This is a genomic window from Polaromonas sp. (genome assembly GCF_029945685.1).
Classification (GTDB): Bacteria; Pseudomonadota; Gammaproteobacteria; order Burkholderiales; family Burkholderiaceae_C; genus Polaromonas.
This window is the reverse complement of the sequence record NZ_JAQSDA010000013.1, coordinates 124133-144792: the sequence shown is the minus strand read 5'-3', so window position 1 is coordinate 144792 and position 20660 is coordinate 124133. Positions and strand designations below refer to the sequence as shown.

19 protein-coding genes are annotated in these 20660 nt (G+C 63.0%); 15 read left to right on the top strand and 4 right to left on the bottom strand.

The annotated features are described in order from the left end of the window. The first annotated feature begins 171 nt into the window (after nucleotides 1-171). The 7 genes from PSV26_RS10130 (at nucleotide 172) to PSV26_RS10100 (ending at nucleotide 6759) form a co-directional block, all read left to right on the top strand. Nucleotides 172-1050, top strand: a complete 879-nt coding sequence (locus PSV26_RS10130; protein ID WP_300518033.1) for an NAD(P)-dependent oxidoreductase — start codon at nucleotides 172-174, stop codon at nucleotides 1048-1050. Nucleotides 1051-1162: 112 nt separating this feature from the next. Further along, entirely contained in the window at nucleotides 1163-1498 is a 336-nt protein-coding gene (locus PSV26_RS10125; protein ID WP_300518036.1) for a YegP family protein, read from the top strand. Nucleotides 1499-1596: 98 nt separating this feature from the next. Next, complete coding sequence (gene tldD / locus PSV26_RS10120) at nucleotides 1597-3135, top strand: metalloprotease TldD (protein ID WP_300518039.1); 1539 nt, start codon at nucleotides 1597-1599, stop codon at nucleotides 3133-3135. A gap of 18 nt (nucleotides 3136-3153) precedes the next feature. Further along, entirely contained in the window at nucleotides 3154-3729 is a 576-nt protein-coding gene (locus PSV26_RS10115; protein ID WP_300570286.1) for a hypothetical protein, read from the top strand. A gap of 336 nt (nucleotides 3730-4065) precedes the next feature. Further along, the gene (locus PSV26_RS10110) at nucleotides 4066-5190 is read left to right on the top strand and encodes a 3-deoxy-7-phosphoheptulonate synthase (protein ID WP_300570284.1); all 1125 of its coding nucleotides are present in this window, start codon (nucleotides 4066-4068) and stop codon (nucleotides 5188-5190) included. 129 nt (nucleotides 5191-5319) lie between these two features. Further along, nucleotides 5320-6342, top strand: coding sequence for a hypothetical protein (locus PSV26_RS10105; protein ID WP_300518048.1), 1023 nt, complete (start codon nucleotides 5320-5322; stop codon nucleotides 6340-6342). A 105-nt stretch (nucleotides 6343-6447) separates the two neighbouring features. Beyond that, nucleotides 6448-6759, top strand: a complete 312-nt coding sequence (locus tag PSV26_RS10100; RefSeq protein ID WP_300518051.1) for a hypothetical protein — start codon at nucleotides 6448-6450, stop codon at nucleotides 6757-6759. A gap of 68 nt (nucleotides 6760-6827) precedes the next feature. Here the strand turns inward: PSV26_RS10100 and mpl are convergent, their stop codons facing one another. Continuing rightward, nucleotides 6828-8249, bottom strand: a complete 1422-nt coding sequence (gene mpl, locus PSV26_RS10095; RefSeq protein ID WP_300570281.1) for a UDP-N-acetylmuramate:L-alanyl-gamma-D-glutamyl-meso-diaminopimelate ligase — start codon at nucleotides 8247-8249, stop codon at nucleotides 6828-6830. Nucleotides 8250-8521: 272 nt separating this feature from the next. Here mpl and PSV26_RS10090 point away from each other — a divergent pair, with 272 nt between their 5' ends. The 8 genes from PSV26_RS10090 (at nucleotide 8522) to PSV26_RS10055 (ending at nucleotide 15304) form a co-directional block, all read left to right on the top strand. After that, the gene (locus PSV26_RS10090; protein ID WP_300570279.1) at nucleotides 8522-9133 is read left to right on the top strand and encodes a hypothetical protein; all 612 of its coding nucleotides are present in this window, start codon (nucleotides 8522-8524) and stop codon (nucleotides 9131-9133) included. After that, entirely contained in the window at nucleotides 9130-9669 is a 540-nt protein-coding gene (locus PSV26_RS10085) for a TlpA disulfide reductase family protein (protein ID WP_300518058.1), read from the top strand. Before PSV26_RS10090 ends, PSV26_RS10085 begins: the two co-directional genes overlap by 4 nt. Before the next feature lie 101 nt (nucleotides 9670-9770). Beyond that, complete coding sequence (aroQ, locus tag PSV26_RS10080) at nucleotides 9771-10214, top strand: type II 3-dehydroquinate dehydratase (RefSeq protein ID WP_300570276.1); 444 nt, start codon at nucleotides 9771-9773, stop codon at nucleotides 10212-10214. A gap of 148 nt (nucleotides 10215-10362) precedes the next feature. Continuing rightward, on the top strand, nucleotides 10363-10815 hold the full coding sequence (accB, locus tag PSV26_RS10075; protein WP_300518063.1) for an acetyl-CoA carboxylase biotin carboxyl carrier protein: 453 nt from the start codon (nucleotides 10363-10365) through the stop codon (nucleotides 10813-10815). Between the two features lie 7 nt (nucleotides 10816-10822). Then, complete coding sequence (accC, locus tag PSV26_RS10070) at nucleotides 10823-12172, top strand: acetyl-CoA carboxylase biotin carboxylase subunit (RefSeq protein ID WP_096698620.1); 1350 nt, start codon at nucleotides 10823-10825, stop codon at nucleotides 12170-12172. 110 nt (nucleotides 12173-12282) lie between these two features. Next, nucleotides 12283-13269 (top strand): 50S ribosomal protein L11 methyltransferase, encoded by a 987-nt coding sequence (locus PSV26_RS10065; protein WP_300570273.1) that lies wholly within the window; start codon nucleotides 12283-12285, stop codon nucleotides 13267-13269. A gap of 53 nt (nucleotides 13270-13322) precedes the next feature. Next, entirely contained in the window at nucleotides 13323-14390 is a 1068-nt protein-coding gene (locus PSV26_RS10060) for a DUF3426 domain-containing protein (RefSeq protein WP_300570270.1), read from the top strand. Nucleotides 14391-14401: 11 nt separating this feature from the next. Continuing rightward, entirely contained in the window at nucleotides 14402-15304 is a 903-nt protein-coding gene (locus tag PSV26_RS10055; RefSeq protein WP_300518070.1) for a carbohydrate kinase family protein, read from the top strand. A 194-nt stretch (nucleotides 15305-15498) separates the two neighbouring features. Here PSV26_RS10055 and PSV26_RS10050 read toward each other — a convergent pair whose 3' ends face one another. From PSV26_RS10050 to PSV26_RS10040, 3 genes are all read right to left on the bottom strand, one after another. Beyond that, on the bottom strand, nucleotides 15499-15966 hold the full coding sequence (locus tag PSV26_RS10050; RefSeq protein ID WP_096664495.1) for a histone H1-like DNA-binding protein: 468 nt from the start codon (nucleotides 15964-15966) through the stop codon (nucleotides 15499-15501). Between the two features lie 190 nt (nucleotides 15967-16156). After that, nucleotides 16157-17362, bottom strand: coding sequence for a ribonucleotide-diphosphate reductase subunit beta (locus tag PSV26_RS10045; protein ID WP_300518072.1), 1206 nt, complete (start codon nucleotides 17360-17362; stop codon nucleotides 16157-16159). 133 nt (nucleotides 17363-17495) lie between these two features. Then, nucleotides 17496-20402, bottom strand: a complete 2907-nt coding sequence (locus tag PSV26_RS10040) for a ribonucleoside-diphosphate reductase subunit alpha (protein ID WP_300518075.1) — start codon at nucleotides 20400-20402, stop codon at nucleotides 17496-17498. Between the last annotated feature and the right edge of the window lie 258 nt (nucleotides 20403-20660).

The following is a 20660-nucleotide window of genomic DNA, read 5'->3' as shown; positions in this document are numbered from 1 at the left end:
CCGCAAAGACGCCGAAACCTCCGGGCGCGCTTGTCGTTAACGCCACTGAGGCGGCGTCATGAGCCCAGTGGCGAGGGCCCCCGCGAAGCGGGGATCGACAAGGCGAAGGGCTGCGGGGACGCCGAAACCCGGGAACAGGATTGTCGATCAAGCAGGTGAGGCGTCGAGTTGATGTCCCCCGTTCACCCGGTCACCCTCATCGGCGCTGGCAACATGGGCGGCGCCATGGCGGCCAATCTCCTGGATCAGGGCTGGACCGTAGAGGTCTGCGACATCGATCCTGCCAAAGTCGCCGATTCGAAAGAAAAAGGGGCTTCGGCCCTTGCTGTACCTGCGCGGGCAGCTATTAATTCAGTAGCATTCATTGTTTGCGTGGTGGATGCCGCGCAGACCGACGCCGTGTTGTTCGGCCCGGACGGCCTGGCGCGCATGCTGCAGCCGGGGAACACCGTGATCTTATGCCCGACGATCTCACCGCAGGACGTCGAGGCTTTTGCGGGCCGGCTGGCGGCGCTGGGTGTGCACACGGTGGATGCGCCCATGTCGGGCGGCCCGGCGCGTGCGCGTGATGGCACCATGAGCCTCATGGTCGCCTGCGCACCGGCCGTGTATGAACAGCAGGCGGGCTTGCTGCAGGCGCTGTCGGGCAGGGTCTTTCGCATCAGCGACCACCCTGGCGACGGCGCCCGCACCAAGCTGGTCAACAACCTGCTCGCCGGCATCAACCTGGTCGGGGCGGCCGAGGTGCTGGCCCTGGCCGGGCGGCTGGGGCTGGATCCAGCGCGGACGCTGGATGTCATCGAGCAGTCCAGCGGCCAGAGCTGGATAGGCTCCGACCGCATGCGGCGTGCCATCGCCGGCGACTATGCGCCGCGCGCGCACGTGACGCTGCTCGAAAAGGACACCCGCCTGGCAGTGGAAGCGGCCCGGGCCGCCGGTTTCGAGGGGCCGCTTGGCGCACGTGCCAGCGAAGTGTTTGCCCAGGCGCATCGGGCCGGACTGGCCGAACTCGATGATGCGGCCATTTTCAAATACCTTCGGGACCGGTAGCTGCCCGCTTGTTGCACGGTGTCACCCGATACCGGTTGCGCGCGGGCCGGCAGCGGAGTACAAGCAGTACTCTCGTTGGTTAAACCCTGCTTTCAGCTGAAGGAGCATCGCCATGGCTGGCAAATTCGAACTCAAGAAATCCAAAAACGACCAGTATTTCTTCTCGCTGCTGGCTGCCAACGGGCAGACCATTCTTTCCAGCGAGATGTATGACGCCAAGGCCAGCGCCCTGGCAGGCATCGAATCGGTCAAGAAAAATGCCGGTGACGACGCCCGGTATGTGCGTCTTGACGGCAAGGACGGATCGCCCTATTTCACCCTGCGTGCCGGCAACAACCAGGTGATTGGCCAGAGTCAGATGTACGCCAGCGCGGCGGCGCGCGACAACGGCATCGAATCGTGCAAAACCAACGGCCCGGCTGCGGCGACCAGCGACATGAGTGCCTGATCACCGCCTGAGGCGAGCGTTGTTCCGGGCTTCTGCCCGACCCGGGCGACAGAAGCCTTGCAGGGACGGGGCCGGGTCAGACTGCCTACAATGACCGCATGACCTCACTCAAATCCTCGCCGGCCTCTGCCCGCAAGACAGCTTTCACCGGTGCACGCGCCGCCCGCCCCAGCACCGACGCGACGTCGGAACGGCTGGCGATTGCGCAAAAGCTGCTGCTCGCGCCTTTCGGGCTGACCGAGGCGCATTTGAGCCGGGCCCTGGGAGAAATCACCTCGCACGGCGTCGACGACGCCGACCTGTATTTCCAGTACACCCGCAGCGAAGGCTGGAGCCTGGAAGAAGGCATTGTCAAGACCGGCTCCTTCAGCATCGACCAGGGCGTGGGCGTGCGCGCGGTCAGCGGTGAAAAAACCGCGTTTGCCTACTCCGACGACATCTCCGAGGCCTCGCTGCTCGACGCGGCCCGTACCGTGCGCACCATCTCGGCGGCCACCCGAGCCGGCCGCGTCAAGGTGCCGGCGCGCAAGGTCGCGCCCGGCCGATCGCTGTACCGGGACATGGACCCGATCGCGACGCTCGGCAGCACGGCCAAGGTCAAGCTGCTCGAGCGTGTGGAAAAACTCGCCAAGGCCAAAGACCCGCGCATCGTTCAGGTGATGGCCGGCCTGGCCAGCGAATACGATGTGGTGATGGTCGCGCGCGCCGACGGTACGCTGGCTGCTGACGTGCGGCCGCTGGTGCGGCTGTCGGTCACCGTGATTGCCGAGAAGAAAGTCGCCGGTGTGAGCCGCCGCGAGATGGGCTCGGGCGGCGGCGGCGGGCGCTTCGGCCTGGCTTATTTCGACGAGGCGCAGATCAATGAATATGTCGATGATGCGGTCAAGGCGGCCCTGTCCAACCTCGAGGCGCGCCCCGCGCCGGCCGGCGAAATGACCGTGGTGCTTGGCCCCGGCTGGCCCGGCATCCTGCTGCACGAGGCGATTGGCCACGGGCTGGAAGGCGACTTCAACCGCAAGGGTTCCAGCGCGTTTTCCGGCCGCATCGGCGAGCGTGTGGCGGCCAAGGGCGTCACTGTGCTCGACGACGGCACCATCGCCGACCGGCGCGGCTCGCTCAACGTCGATGACGAGGGCCACGCCAGCCAGCGCAATGTGCTGATCGAGGACGGCATCCTCAAGGGCTACATCCAGGACTCGCTCAACGCGCGCCTCTCCGGCGTCAAGCCCACCGGCAACGGCCGCCGCGAAAGTTATGCCCATGTGCCCATGCCGCGCATGACCAACACCTACATGCTGGGCGGCGACAAGGCGCCGGAAGAAATTGTCGCCAGCATCAAAAAAGGCCTGTACGCCACCAATTTCGGCGGCGGTCAGGTGGACATCACCTCGGGCAAGTTCGTGTTTTCCGCGAGCGAGGCCTTCTGGGTCGAAAACGGCAAGATCCTGTATCCGGTCAAGGGCGCGACGATTGTCGGCAACGGCCCCGATGCGTTGACACGCGTCACCATGATGGGCAATGACATGCAGCTCGACAGCGGGGTCGGCACCTGCGGCAAGGAAGGCCAGAGCGTGCCGGTGGGTGTGGGTCAGCCGACCCTGCGCATTGACGGCCTGACGGTGGGCGGCACCGCCTGACCTGACCGCGAGCCAACCATGAGCGAGCGAGCCAGCGCACGCCTGCCGATTGACCCGACCACGTTGCTGCCCAGCATCCAGAGCTTTGGCGAACTCAGCCATTTCCTGCGTTCGGCGATGGCCGACGAGGAGTCGCTGCAACTGGCCGATGGCATGGGCGGCATGGCGGTGGGCATTGAAGCGGTGCTTTCGGGCCTGAAGCGGGAACCCGATCTGCATGCTCTGGCGGCCCCGCTGATGGACCTGATGACCATCCTGCGCGAGCATCGCGCGCTGGTGATTTCACTTTCACCGGCCTGGCGGGGTCTCTATGAATACGCGACCTACCTGGCCGCGCTCAACAACTTTCGCGTGTTGATTGGCCAGTGGCTGCTGGCTGCCAGCCCCCAGGACAAGCCCGGCACGCCGCAGCCGCAGGGCATCCGTTTTGAGGACTTCGAACTGGTTGGATGGCGGACCTTGGGTGAAGGCATGCTGCTGATCGATATGTACGAACAGCTGAGCGGCCGGGAGACCGGTGATTCCGGTTCTGCGGCAATCGACGAGGCCCGGGTGGAGCGGGCCAGAACCTGGTGGGAGCGCCTGCGCGGTTGAAGAGGGCCCCCACGGTCGCGCAGTGCGTGTCGCTTCCTGCCCCCCGAGGGGGCCGCTGCGCCTGCGGGCCGGCAAAGCCGGACCCGCGGCCCCGGCTGGTGAAGAGTCGTTTCGACTGCGCTACGGCTTGTGCTACATTCCACCCATGACCTCCGCGAAATCTTTTTTTGCTTACTTTTGGTTCTCAAGCGCCTCCGGCGGTAGAGAGATCCTCGCGTAAGCAGACAAAGACGCAACAGATTCTTGAAAACCGCCGGGCCCCGGCGGTTTTTTTTTGCCTCTTGCCATTTGCCATTTGCCGAATCGATTCTTGAACGTTCTAGAAGGAAACCAGCCATGAATGCCAAAGCCAGCCAAACCAGCGATGCCTGGTATGCGAGTCCAGTCGACAAAACCAGCCAGACCGACGACGAACGCATCAAGGACATCACTGTGTTGCCCCCTCCCGAGCATTTGATCCGCTTCTTCCCGATCAGCGGCACCCCCGTTGAATCGCTGATCACCCAGACACGCAAGAACATCCATAACATCATGGCCGGCAAGGACGACCGCCTGCTGGTCGTGATCGGCCCGTGTTCCATCCACGATCCGGCGGCGGCGCTGGAGTACGCGCGCCGCCTGGCCGAGCAGCGCAAGAAGTACGCTGGCACGCTGGAGATCGTGATGCGTGTGTATTTTGAAAAGCCACGCACCACGGTCGGCTGGAAAGGGCTGATCAACGACCCCTACCTGGACGAAACCTACCGCATCGACGAAGGCCTGCGCATCGCGCGCCAGCTGCTGATCGACATCAACCGCCTGGGCCTGCCGGCCGGCAGCGAGTTCCTCGACGTGATTTCGCCGCAGTACATTGGCGACCTGATCGCCTGGGGCGCGATCGGTGCGCGCACCACCGAAAGCCAGGTGCACCGCGAACTGGCTTCTGGTCTGTCGGCGCCCATCGGCTTCAAGAACGGCACCGACGGCAACATCCGCATCGCCACCGACGCGATCCAGGCGGCGGCGCGTGGCCACCATTTCCTGTCGGTGCACAAGAATGGCCAGGTGGCGATCGTGCAGACCAGCGGGAACAAGGACTGCCATGTGATCCTGCGGGGCGGCAAGGCCCCCAATTACGACGCGGCCAGCGTGGGCGCGGCCTGCAAGGAACTGGAGGCGGCCAAACTGCCGGCCACGCTGATGGTCGACTGCAGCCATGCCAACAGTTCCAAGCAGCATGAAAAACAGCTGGAAGTGGCGCGTGAGATCGCCACCCAGGTAGGAGGGGGCTCGCACCAGGTTTTCGGCCTGATGGTCGAGAGCCATTTGCAGCCCGGTGCCCAGAAATTCACACCCGGCAAGGACAAAGCCCAGAATTTGGAGTACGGCAAAAGTATTACTGATGCCTGCCTGAGCTGGGAAGATTCGCTCAGTTTGCTTGATGTATTGTCCGAAGCCGTCAAGGCCAGACGCGCGCGTTGACGCGCCTCCCCCAATTGGGGGATGGCGTACTAACGATTCGGTGGTAAATTGTGAACTTCTGGTTACACTTTCATACTACTCCACGATGGTGGTTGGCCGATGGAAGAACCGGTCGTTCACGAAAGCGCCATGTCCTCCGAGCAACCCCTTTTACGCCTGGGTCTGGCAGGTTTCACGCCCGAGCAACGCGAGCGGCTCCATGTGCTGCTCGGCCAGTTGCCACTCGGTGGCGGGGTGTGGCGCGTTGGCCCGTTTGCGGAGGCCGATGCCTGGCTGGTCAGCGGTGAAAAAAGCCGGCTTGTGGCGGCGGACACCCTGAAAATTCTGGCCGGCCTGCCCACCGAGCGTGCCGTGCAGCTTGATCTCGAGGAGGTCGACCGTCCGATCGCTTTCTCGCTGCCGCTGTGCTCTGACGATTTTGATCCCAAGCACACCTTCGACCTGAGTGTGCCTGCCAGCCTGTCCGCAGTGTTGAGGCAGTTCGAGGGCTGGTTGCGGCCTTTGCGGTCCCAGTTCGTTTTGGGCGGTCAACTGATCGCGCGTGAAAACGAGTTGCTGCCCGGGATTTACCACGTCAGCCACAAGGGCCAACTGCTGGCCGTGATGGATTTTCACGAATGGCGGATCGGCATGTTGCGAAAGGCCGACCCGGTCGACTTCGAACTCGCCCACTGGGACCGCCGCCCCCTGCAGGCCCACGACATCCCGAGCCATTTTCTGCGCAGCAGCCTGACCCAATTGCGCTGGATTTACGCGCAGCGCACCGAGCGCGACGTGTTGCCGCCGCGCTACCGCAGCAAGCCGGTCTATTTTCGCCATGCGCCGGCTGTGCCCATGCGCTGGATCAGGGACTCGCAGCTGATCTTGCTGCGTGAACTGTCGCAGGCTGAGGGAGACTTTGACGCCCTGCTGCAGCGCACCGGGCTCACGCCTGCCCAGCTGACGCGGGACCTGGCCAGCCTCTATTTCGCCGGTTCGATCACCACCACCCCCGACAAGGCCGGGACCGCCGCCTTCGAGGACGGGGAGGACAGCCTTCCCGGCCAAAGACGGAACGGTCTCCAGGCCCAGCCGGACGGGCCCGAGGGGCAGCCGACCCCTCCCGCGCGCAAGCATGACCTGACGGCTCCGGCACAACTGCGCCGCAAATAGACCTGCGGGCGGCGTCCGCCCCCGCCTGCACGGGTTTTAGCCGATTGCCTGCCCCGACGGCCGCGCTCATGCTGGCAGGCACCCTGATTTGATACCGAGGCAACCATGTACAGCGAAGTCACCGTCACCTTCAAAAACAGCCCACCCCTCCGGTTAGACCTCAACGAGGTCCAGCCCATGCCGCACGACGCGGCCAGGGTGTGGCTCGATGAGCAGTTCACCCAGATGGGCTGCGAGCCGTTACGCCCTACCGGCAAGTTGCTGATGGCCGACAAGGTGCTGGTGGTGGCCCAGGCTGCGGGCCCGCAGCAGTTTGCCGACAGCACCTGGGCCCAGGCCTTTGCACGTGCGGCCAGCGCCTCGCTGGCCAAGCCGGTGATTCACATCGATGTACCTGCGATGGCCATCAGCTACTGAGCTTGTTGATCATTCTGGCCTGCAGCCCTTGACGATAAAGCGCAGACAGCTATCGTAAAGATAGCATATCAACCGGCTTCCAGCGCTTCCAGCAGCTTGGCGTGGATGCCGCCAAAGCCGCCGTTGCTCATGCACAGCAAATGGTCGCCCGGACGCGCCGCAGCCTTGACCTGCGCCAGCAACTGGTCGAGGTTGTCGGCCACCTGCGCCCGCTCGCCCATGGGTGCCAGCACGGCCCGGGCGTCCCAGTCGAGTCCACCGGCATGGCAGAAGGCCAGGTCGGCCTGCGCCAGGCTCCAGGGCAGTTGCGCCGCCATGGTGCCCAGCTTCATGGTGTTGCTGCGCGGCTCGAAGATCGCCAGGATGCGCTGGCCGCCCCCCGCGTTGGCCAGCTGGCGGCGCAGTCCGTCGATGGTGGTGTGGATGGCGGTCGGGTGGTGCGCAAAGTCGTCGTAAACCGTGATGTTGCCGCCGGCGCGCACCACCGTGCCGCGTACTTCCATGCGGCGCCTGACGTTCTCGAAACTGGCCAGGGCCTCGGCGGCCGCTTGCGGCGCCACACCCACATGGTCGGCCGCAGCAATGGCGGCCAGCGCGTTGAGCTGGTTGTGCACGCCGCTGATGGCCCATTCGACGCGCGCGACCTTGCGGCCGTCGCGGAGCACCTCGAAAGCCGCAGGTTCGCCCTCGGCCGAGAAGCCTTCTGCCGCTGAGCCGCCGAAAAGTACCCGCTCACTCCAGCAGCCCTGGGCCAGCACGCGGGCCAGGCTGCCCTCGCGGGCGTTGACAACAATCCGGCCGCTGCCGGGCACGGTGCGCACCAGGTGGTGGAACTGGCGCTCGATCGCCGCCAGGTTGTCGAAGATGTCGGCGTGGTCGAACTCGAGGTTGTTCAGGATGGCGGTGCGCGGCCGGTAGTGGACAAACTTGCTGCGCTTGTCAAAAAACGCGGTGTCGTATTCGTCGGCCTCGATCACAAAGGTGTTGCCGGCGCCCAGCCGGGCCGACACGCCGAAGTTCAGCGGCACGCCGCCGACCAGAAAGCCCGGCTGCAGGCCGGCGCACTCCAGAATCCAGGCCAGCATGGCCGTCGTGGTGGTTTTGCCGTGGGTGCCAGCCACGGCCAGCACATGGCGTGGGCCGGTGGGGTGGTGCGTCGGGTGGTGCAGCACATGGCCGGACAGCCACTGCGGGCCGCTGGTGTAGGGCACGCCGGCGTCCAGAATGGCTTCCATCAGGGGGAATTGGGGTTTTCCGCTGGTGTCATGGGCGCGGGACACCACATTGCCGACCACAAACACATCCGGCGCAAAGGCCATCTGGTCGGCGCCGTAACCTTCGATGAGTTCGATCCCCAGACCGCGCAGCTGGTCGCTCATGGGCGGGTAGACGCCCGCGTCGCAACCCGTGACCTTGTGCCCGGCCTCTCGGGCCAGCGCGGCCAGGCCCCCCATGAAGGTGCCGCAGATTCCCAGAATATGTATGTGCATGCAGGTATTCTAGGAGCCAGGCGGCCGGTCGGGACGGCCGGGCAGACAGGTAGCTGTTTTGACCGGGCGTTGTGATGAAATATGCCCGTAGCCCAAACAGGCCGTGCGCAAACCGCTATTTATTTCATAGCATTGCCAGGCGTGGCTGCTGCGGGCGGCGGGCTGCTTGTCCCCGCGTATGCAACTTTACGGCCGGCCGGCGGGTCAACCCTCATGCAAAATCATGCATGAGGCCGCCGATCTGCTGGCGGCCCGTCGCCGAGAACCACACCGTGAACCCCCACACCCTGAAACTGGAGATTGCCGCCACCGCCGCCGCGCTGGTGGTGGAAGAAGGCCTGGAGTACGGCCCGGCCAAACGCCGCGCCGTCAAGCAGATGGACCTGCCCGGCCGCAGTGAGCTGCCGGGCAACGACGAGGTCGAGGACGCGGTGCGCGAGTACATCGCGCTGTTCTGCGCGGAGACCCAGCCGGCTGAACTGGCCGCCCTGCGCGCGCTGGCGTTGACCTGGATGGAGCGCATGGCGCAGTTTCGACCCTATCTGGGCGGGGCTGTCTGGCACGGCACGGCCACGCGGCTGTCCGACATCTATATCCAGCTTTTCTGCGACGACCCGAAATCTGCTGAAATTGCGCTGATTGACCATGACGTGGATTACGAACCCCGTACCGTGACCGGCTTTACCGGCGACAGTGTCGAGGCCCTGAGCGTGCGCAGCCTGTGCAAGCCCCTGCAGGAAACGGTGGGCGTACACCTGATGGTGTACGACCACGATCACCTGCGCGGCGCGCTGCGGCCCGATGCCAAAGGCCGCAAGCCGCGTGGGGACCTGGCCGACGTGCAAAAATTGCTGATGATGATCAGCCAGGAACCCCAATCATGAAGCGCCGTCAACTGATGCTCGGCGGTGTGGCCGCGGCAGCGGCTCTGTCTGGTGCGGGCGTGGCCTGGTGGCAGTTCCAGCCGCATGGCGTACCCGCCAGTGCGGCCGGGCCGGGTGCGGCGCCGGACCCGTTCTGGTCGCAATCCTTTGACACGCCCGACGGGGCCAGCCTGGCGCTGGCCGGTTTTTCGGGCAAGCCCCTGCTGGTGAATTTCTGGGCCACCTGGTGTCCGCCGTGCATTGAGGAATTGCCTCTTCTTGACCGCTTTTATCAGGAAAACAAGTCTAAAAGCTGGCAAGTTCTGGGTCTGGCTGTGGATCAACCGAGTGCCGTGCGGGCCTGGTTGCAGCGCAAACCCCTGGGTTTTCCGGTGGCCATGGCCGGTTTCTCCGGCACCGAACTGAGCAAATCGCTGGGTAACCTGTCGGGAGGACTGCCTTTTACCGTGGTGTTTGGTGCATCCGGCCAACTGCTGCATCGAAAGAGCGGCAAGGTGACGCCTGAGGATCTGGCGCAATGGGTGCAGCTGGCCTAAAGACCGCGCAGAGCTGAGGCCTCGCCAGCGGCCGGAGACAGGGCAGATATGGGGTAAAGTTCGGTCTTGCCCGGCGGCTGGCCGGGAAGGAGGCAGCGTTTATGAGCGTACTGGTATTGCATGGGCCCAACCTGAATCTGCTGGGCACCCGGGAGCCGCAGGTCTACGGGGTGACCACCTTGGATCAAATTAACGAAGATTTGGTCAAATTCGCCGCAGATCGCGGCACATCGCTGCAAACTTTCCAAAGCAACCATGAGGGGGCGCTGGTTGATCGCATCCAGCAGGCGCGCACGGACGGCACGCAGTTCATCGTCATCAACCCGGCGGCCTTCACGCATACGAGCGTGGCGATCCGCGATGCCCTGGCGGGGGTGGCCATTCCGTTCGTGGAGGTGCATCTTTCCAACGTCCACCGGCGCGAAGCCTTTCGCCACCACTCCTATTTTTCGGACCTGGCTGAAGCCGTGATGGCGGGTTTTGGGCCGGCTGGTTACCGCTATGCGGTAGACTTCGCCCTTTCGCGTCTGGCTAAAATAGCCTGAATTAATAAAATTAGCTGATTTTTAGGCGCCGAAGGGTGTAAAAAGCGGAATTTAGGCGCAATGAAGCGCCGGCGTCCGCCAGTCACGCCGTCGGCAAGATGAATGTCAGAGGTACCGCATCGAGGTGCCCACCGTCGTTGGAGAAACCATGGATTTAAGAAAACTCAAGACACTGATTGACCTCGTTTCCGAGTCCAATGTGTCCGAACTGGAAATCACCGAGGCCGAAGGCAAGGTCCGTATCGTCAAGTCGGGCGGCATGCCCATGGTGATGCAGGCCCCCGTGGCCATGATGCCCGCACCGGCGGCTGCGCCGGCGGCCAGCGTGCCGACAGCTGCCGAGGCCGCGGCGCCCGCCGCGCCGGCAGGCCATGCGGTCAAGTCCCCGATGGTCGGCACCTTTTACCGCTCGTCCAGCCCCGGCGCCAAGGCCTACGTGGAAGTGGGCAGCCAGGTCAAGGAAGGCGAAACCATCTGCATCATCGAGGCCATGAAAATCCTCAACGAGATTGAAGCGGACAAATCGGGCACCATCACCCGCATCCTGTGCGAGAACGGTCAGGCGGTGGAGTACGGACAGCCGCTCTTCATGATCGAGTGACCGCCGCATGTTCAAAAAGATACTGATCGCCAACCGCGGCGAAATTGCGCTCCGCATCCAGCGCGCCTGCCGGGAACTCGGCGTCAAGGCCGTGATGGTGTATTCCGAGGCCGACCGCGAGGCCAAGTACATCAAGCTCGCCGACGAGTCGGTCTGCATCGGCCCGGCCCCTTCAGCGCTGAGCTACCTCAACATGCCGGCCATCATCTCGGCCGCCGAGGTGACGGACGCCGAGGCGATTCACCCCGGCTACGGTTTCCTGAGTGAAAACGCCGACTTTGCCGAACGGGTAGAGAAAAGCGGCTTCAAGTTCATTGGCCCGTCGCCCGAATCCATACGCATCATGGGCGACAAGGTCTCGGCCAAGCAGACCATGATCAAGGCCGGCGTGCCCTGTGTGCCGGGCTCTGAAGGCGCCTTGCCGGACGACGCAGCGATCATCAAGCGCACGGCCAAACAGGTCGGCTACCCCGTCATCATCAAGGCGGCCGGTGGTGGTGGCGGGCGTGGCATGCGGGTGGTGCACACCGAGGCGGCGCTGCTGCATGCGGTGCAGACCACCAAGGCCGAAGCCGGCGCTGCCTTTGGCAACCCCGAGGTCTACATGGAAAAATTCCTGCAGAACCCGCGCCATATCGAGATCCAGATCCTGGCCGACCAGCACAAGAATGCGGTCTGGCTCGGTGAGCGGGACTGCTCCATGCAGCGCCGCCACCAGAAGGTGATTGAAGAGGCACCGGCCCCAGGCATTCCGCGCAAGATCATCGAACGTATCGGCGAGCGCTGCGTCGCGGCCGTCAAGAAGATCGGCTACCGCGGCGCCGGGACCTTCGAGTTCCTGTACGAAAACGGCGAGTTCTACTTCATCGAAATGAACACCCGGGTGCAGGTCGAGCACCCGGTGACCGAGTGGGTCACCGGCGTGGACATCGTCCGCTCGCAGATCCAGATCGCCGCTGGCGAAAAGCTGCCTTTCACCCAGCGTCAGATCGAAATCAAGGGCCATGCGATCGAGTGCCGCATCAACGCCGAAGACCCCTACAAGTTTGTGCCGTCGCCAGGGCGCATCACCACCTGGCACATGCCGGGCGGGCCGGGTGTGCGTGTGGACTCGCACATCTATACCAACTACTTTGTGCCGCCGAATTACGACTCGATGGTCGGCAAGATCATCGTCCACGGCGACACCCGCGAGCAGGCCCTGGCCCGCATGCGCACCGCACTGGCCGAAACCGTGGTCGAGGGAATCAACACCAACATCGCGCTGCACCGTGAACTGATGGTGGATGCCAAGTTCATGGACGGCGGCACCAACATCCACTACCTTGAAGAGTGGCTGTCGCAGCGGGATCGATAGCCCCCACGTTTGCGCACTGTGTGTCGCTCTCTGCCCCGCGAGGGGGCGCTGCGCCTGCGGACTGGCGAAGCCAGATCCGCGGCCCCTGCTTGAATTTTTATCGGGTAATCATGTTTGAACTGATTTTGCTGGCGCCAGTTGCCCAGGTCGAGACCCTCAGCGAAGCGCTGGATGCGCTCGACGCACTCAGTGTGTCGGTCGAAGATGCCGATGCACAGACGCCGGCCGAGCAGGCCCTGTTTGGCGAGCCCGGCATGCCGCCGCCTCAGGCTGGCTGGGAGCGTTCGCGTGTGGTGTCGCTTTTTCCGGATGAAGCCGGCGCGCGTGACGCCGCCAGGGTGCTGTCCGCACAGGATTTTTTCGCCGGTTGCCAGATGGTGGCTATTCAGGCGGTGCCCGAGCAGGACTGGGTGCGGCTGACGCAGTCGCAATTCACCCCGGTGGAGATCACCCCCGAATTCTGGATTGTCCCGACCTGGCACGAGCCGCCCGCGCAGGCCCGGCAGGTGATCCGCCTGGACCCGGGACTGGCTTTTGGCACGGGCACGCACCCGACCACGCGCATGTGTTTGCGCTGGATTGCTGCGAATGGTGCAGCGCGGGGCGCAAACGCACAGAGTGTGCGCAGCGACGGGCCGCCCCTGGCAAGCACAGCCCCCTCGGGGGGCGGCGTATTACGCGAAGCGAAAAGCGTGGGGGCTGGTCTTGGCCGGGTGCTCGACTACGGCTGCGGCTCCGGCATCCTCGCCGTGGGTGCGGCCAAGTTCGGTGCCTCCAGCATTGACGCGGTCGATATCGACGAGGCTGCCGTGCAGTCCACCCTCGCCAATGCCGAGGCGAACCATGTCAGCCTTTCCGCCGGCCTGCCCGACAAGGCCGAAGGCACGTACCAGACCGTGCTGGCCAACATCCTGGCTACGCCGCTCAAGGTGCTGGCGCCGCTGCTGTGTGCGCGTGTTGCTCCCGGTGGTGCATTGGTGCTGGCCGGCATTCTCGATCGGCAGGCCGGCGAGCTCAAGGCCGCCTATGCGCCCTACTGCCAGCTGCAGGTGGCGGACCAGGAAGACGGCTGGATATTGATGACCGCCCGGCTCTGAGCGGGCGCGCGCCTCATCACGCCTCGTAGACGCCCCGTACAATAAGGCGCTAAATGAGCCTGATTACGCGCTGTTCTGCCTGCGGCACGATGTTCAGAGTCGTGGCCGACCAACTCAAGATTTCCCAGGGCTGGGTGCGTTGCGGGCACTGCTCCGAAGTTTTTGACGCGGCTGCCAATCTGCAGCCCTACGCGCCCCAGCCCCCGGCGTCTTCCACCGACGAGCCGGTTTCCACCCCGGGGGATGCGCAGCCTGACATGCAGGAGAACACTGGCCATGCGGCATCCGTGGCCCCCATGTTGGTGGCGCCTTCAGCGGAGCCTGAAGCCGCGTGGTCAGATTCCGAGCCGGCGCAACAAGCCGCACACGTTGCAGTGCCTTCCTCAATGCCCGAAGTCCAGGTGTCCCCGTCGCCAGACCTCGCCGCCGACGTGTTTGCCTTTTCGGTGAGCCCCGAACCCTCGGACTTTTCTGCGGCGGCGGAACCCGTCGCGCGTGCGGGCTACACGGAAAGTGCCTTCGGTGAATCGGAAGCACCTGTCTCGGAGCAGGTTCAAGAGGTGTCGTTTGTGCGCGATGCCAGGCGCGATGCCTTCTGGCGCCGGCCTGCCCTGCGTGTGGCGCTTGGATTGACGGCAGCGGTGCTGCTGGCTGCCCTGGTGCTGCAGGTCGCCCTGATCCAGAGGAACACGCTGGCCGTGTCGCAGTCCTGGCTCAGTCCGGCACTTTATACCCTGTGCGCCTCGCTGCATTGCGAGATCAAGCCGCCCCAGCAGATTGAATCGGTGGTGATCGAAAGTTCGACCTTCAACAAGCTGGCCGCCGATGCCTACCGGCTCCAGGTGGTGATCCGGAACGCCGGTGCGATTGCCTTGGCCCTGCCGTCGCTGGAGTTGACCCTGACCGACACCCAGGACCAGGCGCAGCTACGGCGCGTGCTGACCCCGGCCGAACTGGGCGCCACCAGTCCCACACTGGCGGCAGGCGCCGAATTTTCCGGCGCGCTTGTCATCAGAATCCTGAATTCCCCGAGCGACACCAGCGCCTCCCAGACGTCTGCCGCGCGGCCTTCCGCACCCCTGCGGGTTGCCGGCTACCGGGTCCTTGCTTTTTATCCCTAATCGAGATCTCCATGCCTGCTGTAATTTGTGGTTCCCTGGCCTTTGACACCATCATGACGTTTGAGGGCCGCTTTGCCGAGCAGATCCTGCCCGACCAGTTGCACATCCTCAATGTGTCTTTCCTGGTGCCCGCCCTGCGCCGGGAGTTTGGCGGTTGTGCCGGCAACATCGCCTACAGCCTGCAGCAGCTGGGGGGAACGCCATTGCCCATGGCGACCGTGGGTACCGACGGCGCCGAATATGTGGCGCGTCTGAACACGCTGGGCATCAGCACCGAGTTTGTCAGGGAGGTGGGTGACACCTACACCGCCCAGGCCATGATCATGACGGACCGCGACAACAACCAGATCACCGCTTTCCATCCAGGTGCGATGAGCCAGGCACACACGACAAAAATTGCACCGCGCGCCGATATCAACATCGGCATCATCTCGCCGGACGGACGCGACGCCATGCTGCAGCATGCCGAGCAGTTCCAGGCCGCCGGCATTCCTTTTGTGTTTGATCCCGGCCAGGGTCTGCCCATGTTTGATGGCAAGGACCTGGCGCATTTTGTCGAGCTGGCGAGCTGGGTCACGGTCAATGACTACGAAGCCAAACTGCTGTGTGACCGGACTGGCCTGTCCTGCGCCGAGATCTCAAAGCGGGTGCAGGGCCTAGTGGTCACGCTGGGTGCGCAGGGTTGCGAGGTCTGGGTGGACGGCGACAAGGCGCTGGTCGCGCCGGTGGCTGCCAGGGAAGTGGTGGACCCTACCGGTTGCGGCGACGCTTTTCGGGGGGCCTTGCTGTTCGGCCTGGAAAAAGGCTGGTCGCTGGTGCGCTGCGCCGAGCTGGGCAACCGCGTTGGTGCCCACAAGATTGCTTTCCGCGGTGGCCAGAACTACACCCTCACCACTGCCCAGACCGGCCTGTAAACGCAGATCTAAAGCCAAAAAGGCCTCCAGCCCTTTCTGCACGGGCGCAACCAGCTACTGAATTCATAGCAATTGGGGCGCTGCCATGAGGCTGGCGGTCCTGACGAAGGTGTAGTTGGTGCCGCGCACCACACCCTGAAAGAAAAAAGCCCGGCATCTTGCGATGTCGGGCTTCAGGCCAAGTGCCTTACTGTTTACGGCTTGCTGGCTGTCGGAAACGGCCAGGCGGCTTGCGGGTTCAGAGTTGTCTGAGCCGCAGGGGCAGCCGGAGCAGCAGGAGCTTTGGCAGCGGGTTTTTTCGCGGCTTTCTTCGCAGCGGGTTTTTTCGCTGCTTTCTTGGCTGCTGGCTTTTTGGCAGCGGGTTTCTTCGCAGCAGCTTTCTTCGCTGGCGCTTTTTTCGCTACTTTTTTCGCCGCAGGCTTTTTAGCTGCTGCTTTTTTTGCAGCTGGCTTTTTGGCCGCTACTTTCTTGGCCGGGGCTTTTTTCGCTGGCGCTTTTTTCGCAGGAGCTTTTTTAGCTGCTACTTTTTTCGCTGGCGCTTTTTTGGCCGGGGCTTTTTTAGCTGCTACTTTTTTCGCAGGCGCTTTTTTAGCCGCTACTTTTTTAGCAGGGGCTTTCTTCGGAGCAGCTTTTTTAGCCGCAGTTTTTTTCGCAGTTGCCATAGTTTTCTCCTTGATCACATTGCAAAGATCACTTCACGTCTAGGAGTACGCGAAGCGATTCACGGCGTTGGGCTTTCGGCGAACCGGGCCCAGCGCCGCGAACACGGGAGCAAAGCCCAACGCGCGCACTTCTGCGGTGCGGTCAGTGGTCAATGCAAGTCTGGAAATCATTGTTGTGTCGGCTTGTCTGTCAGTCCCAGGAGAGAGCGCCACCGGACTGGTACTCAATCACACGGGTTTCGAAAAAGTTACGTTCCTTTTTCAGGTCAATCATTTCGCTCATCCACGGGAACGGGTTTTCCTCGTTCGGGAACAGCGTCTCCAGGCCAATCTGCGTGGCCCGGCGGTTGGCGATGTAACGCAGGTAGCCCTTGAACATGGAGGCGTTGAGGCCCAGCACGCCGCGAGGCATGGTGTCCTCGGCATAGCGGTATTCGAGCTCGACCGCCTTCATGAACAGCGCCTTGATCTCGGCCTTGAACTCGGCGGTCCACAGCAGCGGGTTCTCGAGCTTGAGCTGGTTGATCAGGTCGATGCCGAAGTTGCAGTGCATGGACTCGTCGCGCAGAATGTATTGGTACTGCTCGGCGGCACCGGTCATCTTGTTCTGCCGGCCCAGCGCCAGGATCTGCGTGAAGCCGACATAGAAGAACAGGCCTTCCATCAGGCAGGCGAACACGATCAGCGACTTCAGCAGGGTCTGGTCCGCTTCCTGCGTGCCGGTCTTGAAGTTGGGGTCCGAGATGGCGTCGATGAAAGGAATCAGGAACTGGTCCTTGTCCCGGATCGACTGCACTTCGTTGTAGGCGTTGAAGATTTCGCTTTCATCCAGGCCCAGCGATTCAGTGATGTACTGGTAGGCGTGGGTGTGAATGGCCTCCTCAAACGCCTGACGCAGCAGAAACTGGCGGCACTCAGGCGCCGTGATGTGGCGGTAGGTACCCAGCACGATGTTGTTGGCGGCCAGCGAATCGGCGGTGACGAAAAAACCGAGGTTGCGCTTGACCAGACGGCGTTCGTCTTCGGTCAGGCCGTTCGGATCTTTCCAGAGCGCGATGTCGCGCGTCATGTTCACTTCCTGCGGCATCCAGTGATTGGCGCAGCTGGCCAGGTATTTTTCCCAGGCCCACTTGTACTTGAACGGGACCAGCTGGTTCACATCGGTCTGGCCGTTGATGATGCGTTTGTCAGCGGCCTTGACGCGATGGGCGGTGGGTGCAACGGTGGCCGGCGCTGCGCGTACGCCTGGAGAAGTCAGGGCGCTGTCGTCGAGCATGCGGGCTGCAGCGTGGGGCTGCAAAGAAAGAGGCGGAAGTTCCATCGAGCGGCCTTCGGGAAGGGCGCTGACAAGAGGTTTTTGCAACGATGGTTTAGCTTCTTCGTCCCAGGTCAACATAGATGTTTCCAATAAGTTGGATTATGAAAGCAGCGATACAAAATGAAAAGTGTTCATTCACATCGCTCTGAATTAGTGTTGCTCAATTACATCGAATCAGGCGCCGGATTTTTCCGGCGCTGTGATCCGTTTTTTATTGGCAGGCCTCACATCCTGGATCATCGATCGCGCAAAACTTGATGTCCGTCGCAGGGGCGGCGCTCATCTGCGCCTGCGCTGTAGCTGCCGCCGCATCGAGTGCGTTCATGCTGCCGGTGTCGTCGGTGTTGCCCGAAGCCACGGCATTCATCTTGCCGGCTTTCACAGTGGACTTTTCTGCATGCGTCGCGCTCATGGTGCGCAGGTAGTAGGTGGTCTTCAGGCCGCGCAGCCATGCAAGCTTGTAGGTGTCATCGAGCTTTTTGCCCGAGGCGCCGGCCATGTAGATGTTGAGCGACTGCGCCTGGTCGATCCATTTCTGGCGGCGTGACGCGGCTTCGACCAGCCAGGTGGCGTCGACCTCGAACGCCGTGGCGTACAGGGCCTTGATGTCCTGCGGTACGCGGTCGATGGGACGCAACGACCCGTCAAAGTGTTTGAGGTCCACCACCATCACGTCGTCCCACAACCCCAGGCGCTTGAGGTCGCGCACCAGGTAGTGGTTGATCACCGTGAATTCGCCCGACAGGTTGGATTTGACCGAGAGGTTGCCGAAGCAGGGCTCGATGCAGGCATCCACGCCGATGATGTTGGAAATGGTGGCGGTCGGCGCGATGGCCACGCAGTTGGAGTTGCGCATGCCGTCGGCTGCGATTTTCTGGCGCAGCGCATCCCAGTCCAGCGTGGCCGAACGGTCCACTTCCAGGTAGCCGCCGCGCTGTTTGGCCAGCAAATCCAGCGTGTCCAGCGGCAGGATGCCCTGGTCCCACAGCGAGCCCTTGTAGCTGGTGTACTTGCCGCGCTCTTTGGCCAGCTCGGTCGAGGCCCAGTAGGCGTGGTAGCAGACCGCTTCCATGGATTTGTCGGCGAAGTCGACGGCCGCGTCCGATGCGTAGGGAATGCGCAACTCGTACAGGCAATCCTGGAAACCCATGATGCCCAGACCCACAGGACGGTGGCGCATGTTGGAGTCGCGGGCCTTCTTGACGGCGTAGTAGTTGATGTCGATCACGTTGTCCAGCATGCGCATGGCCGTGGTGATGGTCTTCTTGAGTTTTTCGTGGTCAACCGCGCCATCTTTCAGGTGCTGGACCAGGTTGACCGATCCGAGGTTGCAGACCGCGGTTTCGGTGTCGCTGGTGTTGAGCGTGATTTCGGTGCACAGGTTGGACGAATGGACGACACCGGCGTGCTGCTGGGGCGAGCGCACATTGCAGGCATCCTTGAAGGTGATCCAGGGATGGCCGGTCTCGAACAGCATCGACAGCATCTTGCGCCACATGTCGATGGCCTGCAGCTTGCGGGCAGGCTTGATCTCGCCGCGTTCTGCCTTGGCTTCGTAAGCGGTGTAGGCTTTTTCGAACTCGATGCCGAACTTGTCGTGCAGGTCCGGCGTGTCTGAGGGCGAGAACAACGTCCAGCTTCCTTTTTCCATCACGCGGCGCATGAACAGGTCGGGAATCCAGTTGGCGGTGTTCATGTCGTGCGTGCGGCGCCGGTCGTCGCCGGTGTTCTTGCGCAGCTCGAGGAACTCCTCAATGTCCAGGTGCCAGGTTTCCAGGTACGCGCAGACCGCGCCCTTGCGCTTGCCGCCCTGGTTGACTGCCACAGCGGTGTCATTGACCACCTTCAGGAAAGGAACGACGCCTTGTGACTCGCCGTTGGTGCCCTTGATGTGGGCGCCGAGTGCGCGCACCGGCGTCCAGTCGTTGCCCAGCCCGCCGGCAAACTTCGACAGCAGCGCGTTTTCCTTGATGGCATCGTAAATGCCGCCCAGGTCGTCGGCGACCGTGGTCAGGTAGCAGGACGACAGTTGCGAACGCAGGGTACCGGCATTGAACAGCGTGGGTGTGCTCGACATGAAATCGAACGAGGACATGATTTCGTAGAACTCGATGGCGCGGGCTTCGCGGTCGATCTCGTCGAGCGACAGTCCCATGGCCACACGCATGAAGAATGCCTGTGGCAGCTCGATGCGCTGTTTGCGAACGTGCAGGAAGTAACGGTCAAACAGGGTCTGCAGGCCGAGGTAGTCGAATTTCAGGTCGCGCTCAGGCTTGAGCGCCGCGCCCAGGCGCTCCAGGTCAAACTGCTGCAGTCTTTCATCGAGCAGTTCGTTTTGCACACCCTTGGCGATGAACTGGGGAAAGTATTCGGCGTACCGGGTGCCCATGTCTTCCTGGGTGACTTCCTCACCGAGGACCTCGCGGCGGATCGTGTGCAGCAGCAGGCGCGCGGTGGCGTAGGTGTAGTCCGGGTCTTTTTCGATCAGTGTGCGCGCCGCCAGGATGGACGCCTTGTAGACCTCGTCGATCGGAACACCGTCGTACAGGTTGCGCATGGTTTCCTGCACGATGGGGTCGGGCTTGATCTCGGCGCCCAGGCCGGCGCAGGAGGCTTCGATCAGCGCCTGCAGCTTGCCGATATCCAGTGTGACTTTTTTGCCACCGTCCAGCACATGCAGCTGCGGCGCCTGGGTGGCTGGCGTCTGCGGCTGGCGTGCGCGTTCCTGCGTGCGCTTTTCGCGGTAAAGCACATAGGCGCGGGCGATCTCGTGGTGGCCGCCGCGCATCAGGCCGAGTTCGACCTGGTCCTGCACGTCTTCTATATGGAAGGTGCCGCCGCCCGGGCGCGAGCGCATCAGGGCGCGCATCACGGCCTGGGTCAGGCCATCCACGGTTTCGCGCACGCTGGCCGAGGCCGCGCCCTGAGTGCCGTGTACCGCCAGAAAGGCTTTCATCATGGCCACAGCAATCTTGTTCGGCTCAAACGGAACGACTGCGCCGTTGCGGCGGATGATCTGGTAGTGGGCCAGGGAACTGGCGTGCGCGCTGCTGGCTGCAGGCTGGTGTGCGGCAGGCATGCCGGCGGGGCTGGGGGCTGCGTGTTGGGCTGTTTGCATGTTTTCCTCGTTGTGCTTTGTTGTTGGGTGAATTGACAAGGGTTCAGGGCAGGAAGAGGGCTGACGGGCGCGGTGCTGGCGGTCTTTCCTTGGGCTGTGGAGGCCTGAATCGGTCCATGTCACTAGGCGATTAAAACACTACATCTAGGGTCTGGAGTGATTTCAAGCACTACAGGTAGTGTATCGACCTCAAATCGTTTCGTCACGTGCGCGTTACTTTTTGTTTGCATTTTTTTTGCGGAAAAAATGCACAAGCTT

What these genes read in the sequence shown, in the direction of transcription:
- PSV26_RS10130 (WP_300518033.1), top strand. Translation starts at nt 172, where the DNA reads ATGTCCCCCGTTCACCCGGTCACCCTCATCGGCGCTGGCAACATGGGC.
- PSV26_RS10125 (WP_300518036.1), top strand. Translation starts at nt 1,163, where the DNA reads ATGGCTGGCAAATTCGAACTCAAGAAATCCAAAAACGACCAGTATTTC.
- tldD (WP_300518039.1), top strand. Translation starts at nt 1,597, where the DNA reads ATGACCTCACTCAAATCCTCGCCGGCCTCTGCCCGCAAGACAGCTTTC.
- PSV26_RS10115 (WP_300570286.1), top strand. Translation starts at nt 3,154, where the DNA reads ATGAGCGAGCGAGCCAGCGCACGCCTGCCGATTGACCCGACCACGTTG.
- PSV26_RS10110 (WP_300570284.1), top strand. Translation starts at nt 4,066, where the DNA reads ATGAATGCCAAAGCCAGCCAAACCAGCGATGCCTGGTATGCGAGTCCA.
- PSV26_RS10105 (WP_300518048.1), top strand. Translation starts at nt 5,320, where the DNA reads ATGTCCTCCGAGCAACCCCTTTTACGCCTGGGTCTGGCAGGTTTCACG.
- PSV26_RS10100 (WP_300518051.1), top strand. Translation starts at nt 6,448, where the DNA reads ATGTACAGCGAAGTCACCGTCACCTTCAAAAACAGCCCACCCCTCCGG.
- mpl (WP_300570281.1), bottom strand. Translation starts at nt 8,249, where the DNA reads ATGCACATACATATTCTGGGAATCTGCGGCACCTTCATGGGGGGCCTG.
- PSV26_RS10085 (WP_300518058.1), top strand. Translation starts at nt 9,130, where the DNA reads ATGAAGCGCCGTCAACTGATGCTCGGCGGTGTGGCCGCGGCAGCGGCT.
- aroQ (WP_300570276.1), top strand. Translation starts at nt 9,771, where the DNA reads ATGAGCGTACTGGTATTGCATGGGCCCAACCTGAATCTGCTGGGCACC.
- accB (WP_300518063.1), top strand. Translation starts at nt 10,363, where the DNA reads ATGGATTTAAGAAAACTCAAGACACTGATTGACCTCGTTTCCGAGTCC.
- accC (WP_096698620.1), top strand. Translation starts at nt 10,823, where the DNA reads ATGTTCAAAAAGATACTGATCGCCAACCGCGGCGAAATTGCGCTCCGC.
- PSV26_RS10065 (WP_300570273.1), top strand. Translation starts at nt 12,283, where the DNA reads ATGTTTGAACTGATTTTGCTGGCGCCAGTTGCCCAGGTCGAGACCCTC.
- PSV26_RS10060 (WP_300570270.1), top strand. Translation starts at nt 13,323, where the DNA reads ATGAGCCTGATTACGCGCTGTTCTGCCTGCGGCACGATGTTCAGAGTC.
- PSV26_RS10055 (WP_300518070.1), top strand. Translation starts at nt 14,402, where the DNA reads ATGCCTGCTGTAATTTGTGGTTCCCTGGCCTTTGACACCATCATGACG.
- PSV26_RS10050 (WP_096664495.1), bottom strand. Translation starts at nt 15,966, where the DNA reads ATGGCAACTGCGAAAAAAACTGCGGCTAAAAAAGCTGCTCCGAAGAAA.
- PSV26_RS10045 (WP_300518072.1), bottom strand. Translation starts at nt 17,362, where the DNA reads ATGTTGACCTGGGACGAAGAAGCTAAACCATCGTTGCAAAAACCTCTT.
- PSV26_RS10040 (WP_300518075.1), bottom strand. Translation starts at nt 20,402, where the DNA reads ATGCAAACAGCCCAACACGCAGCCCCCAGCCCCGCCGGCATGCCTGCC.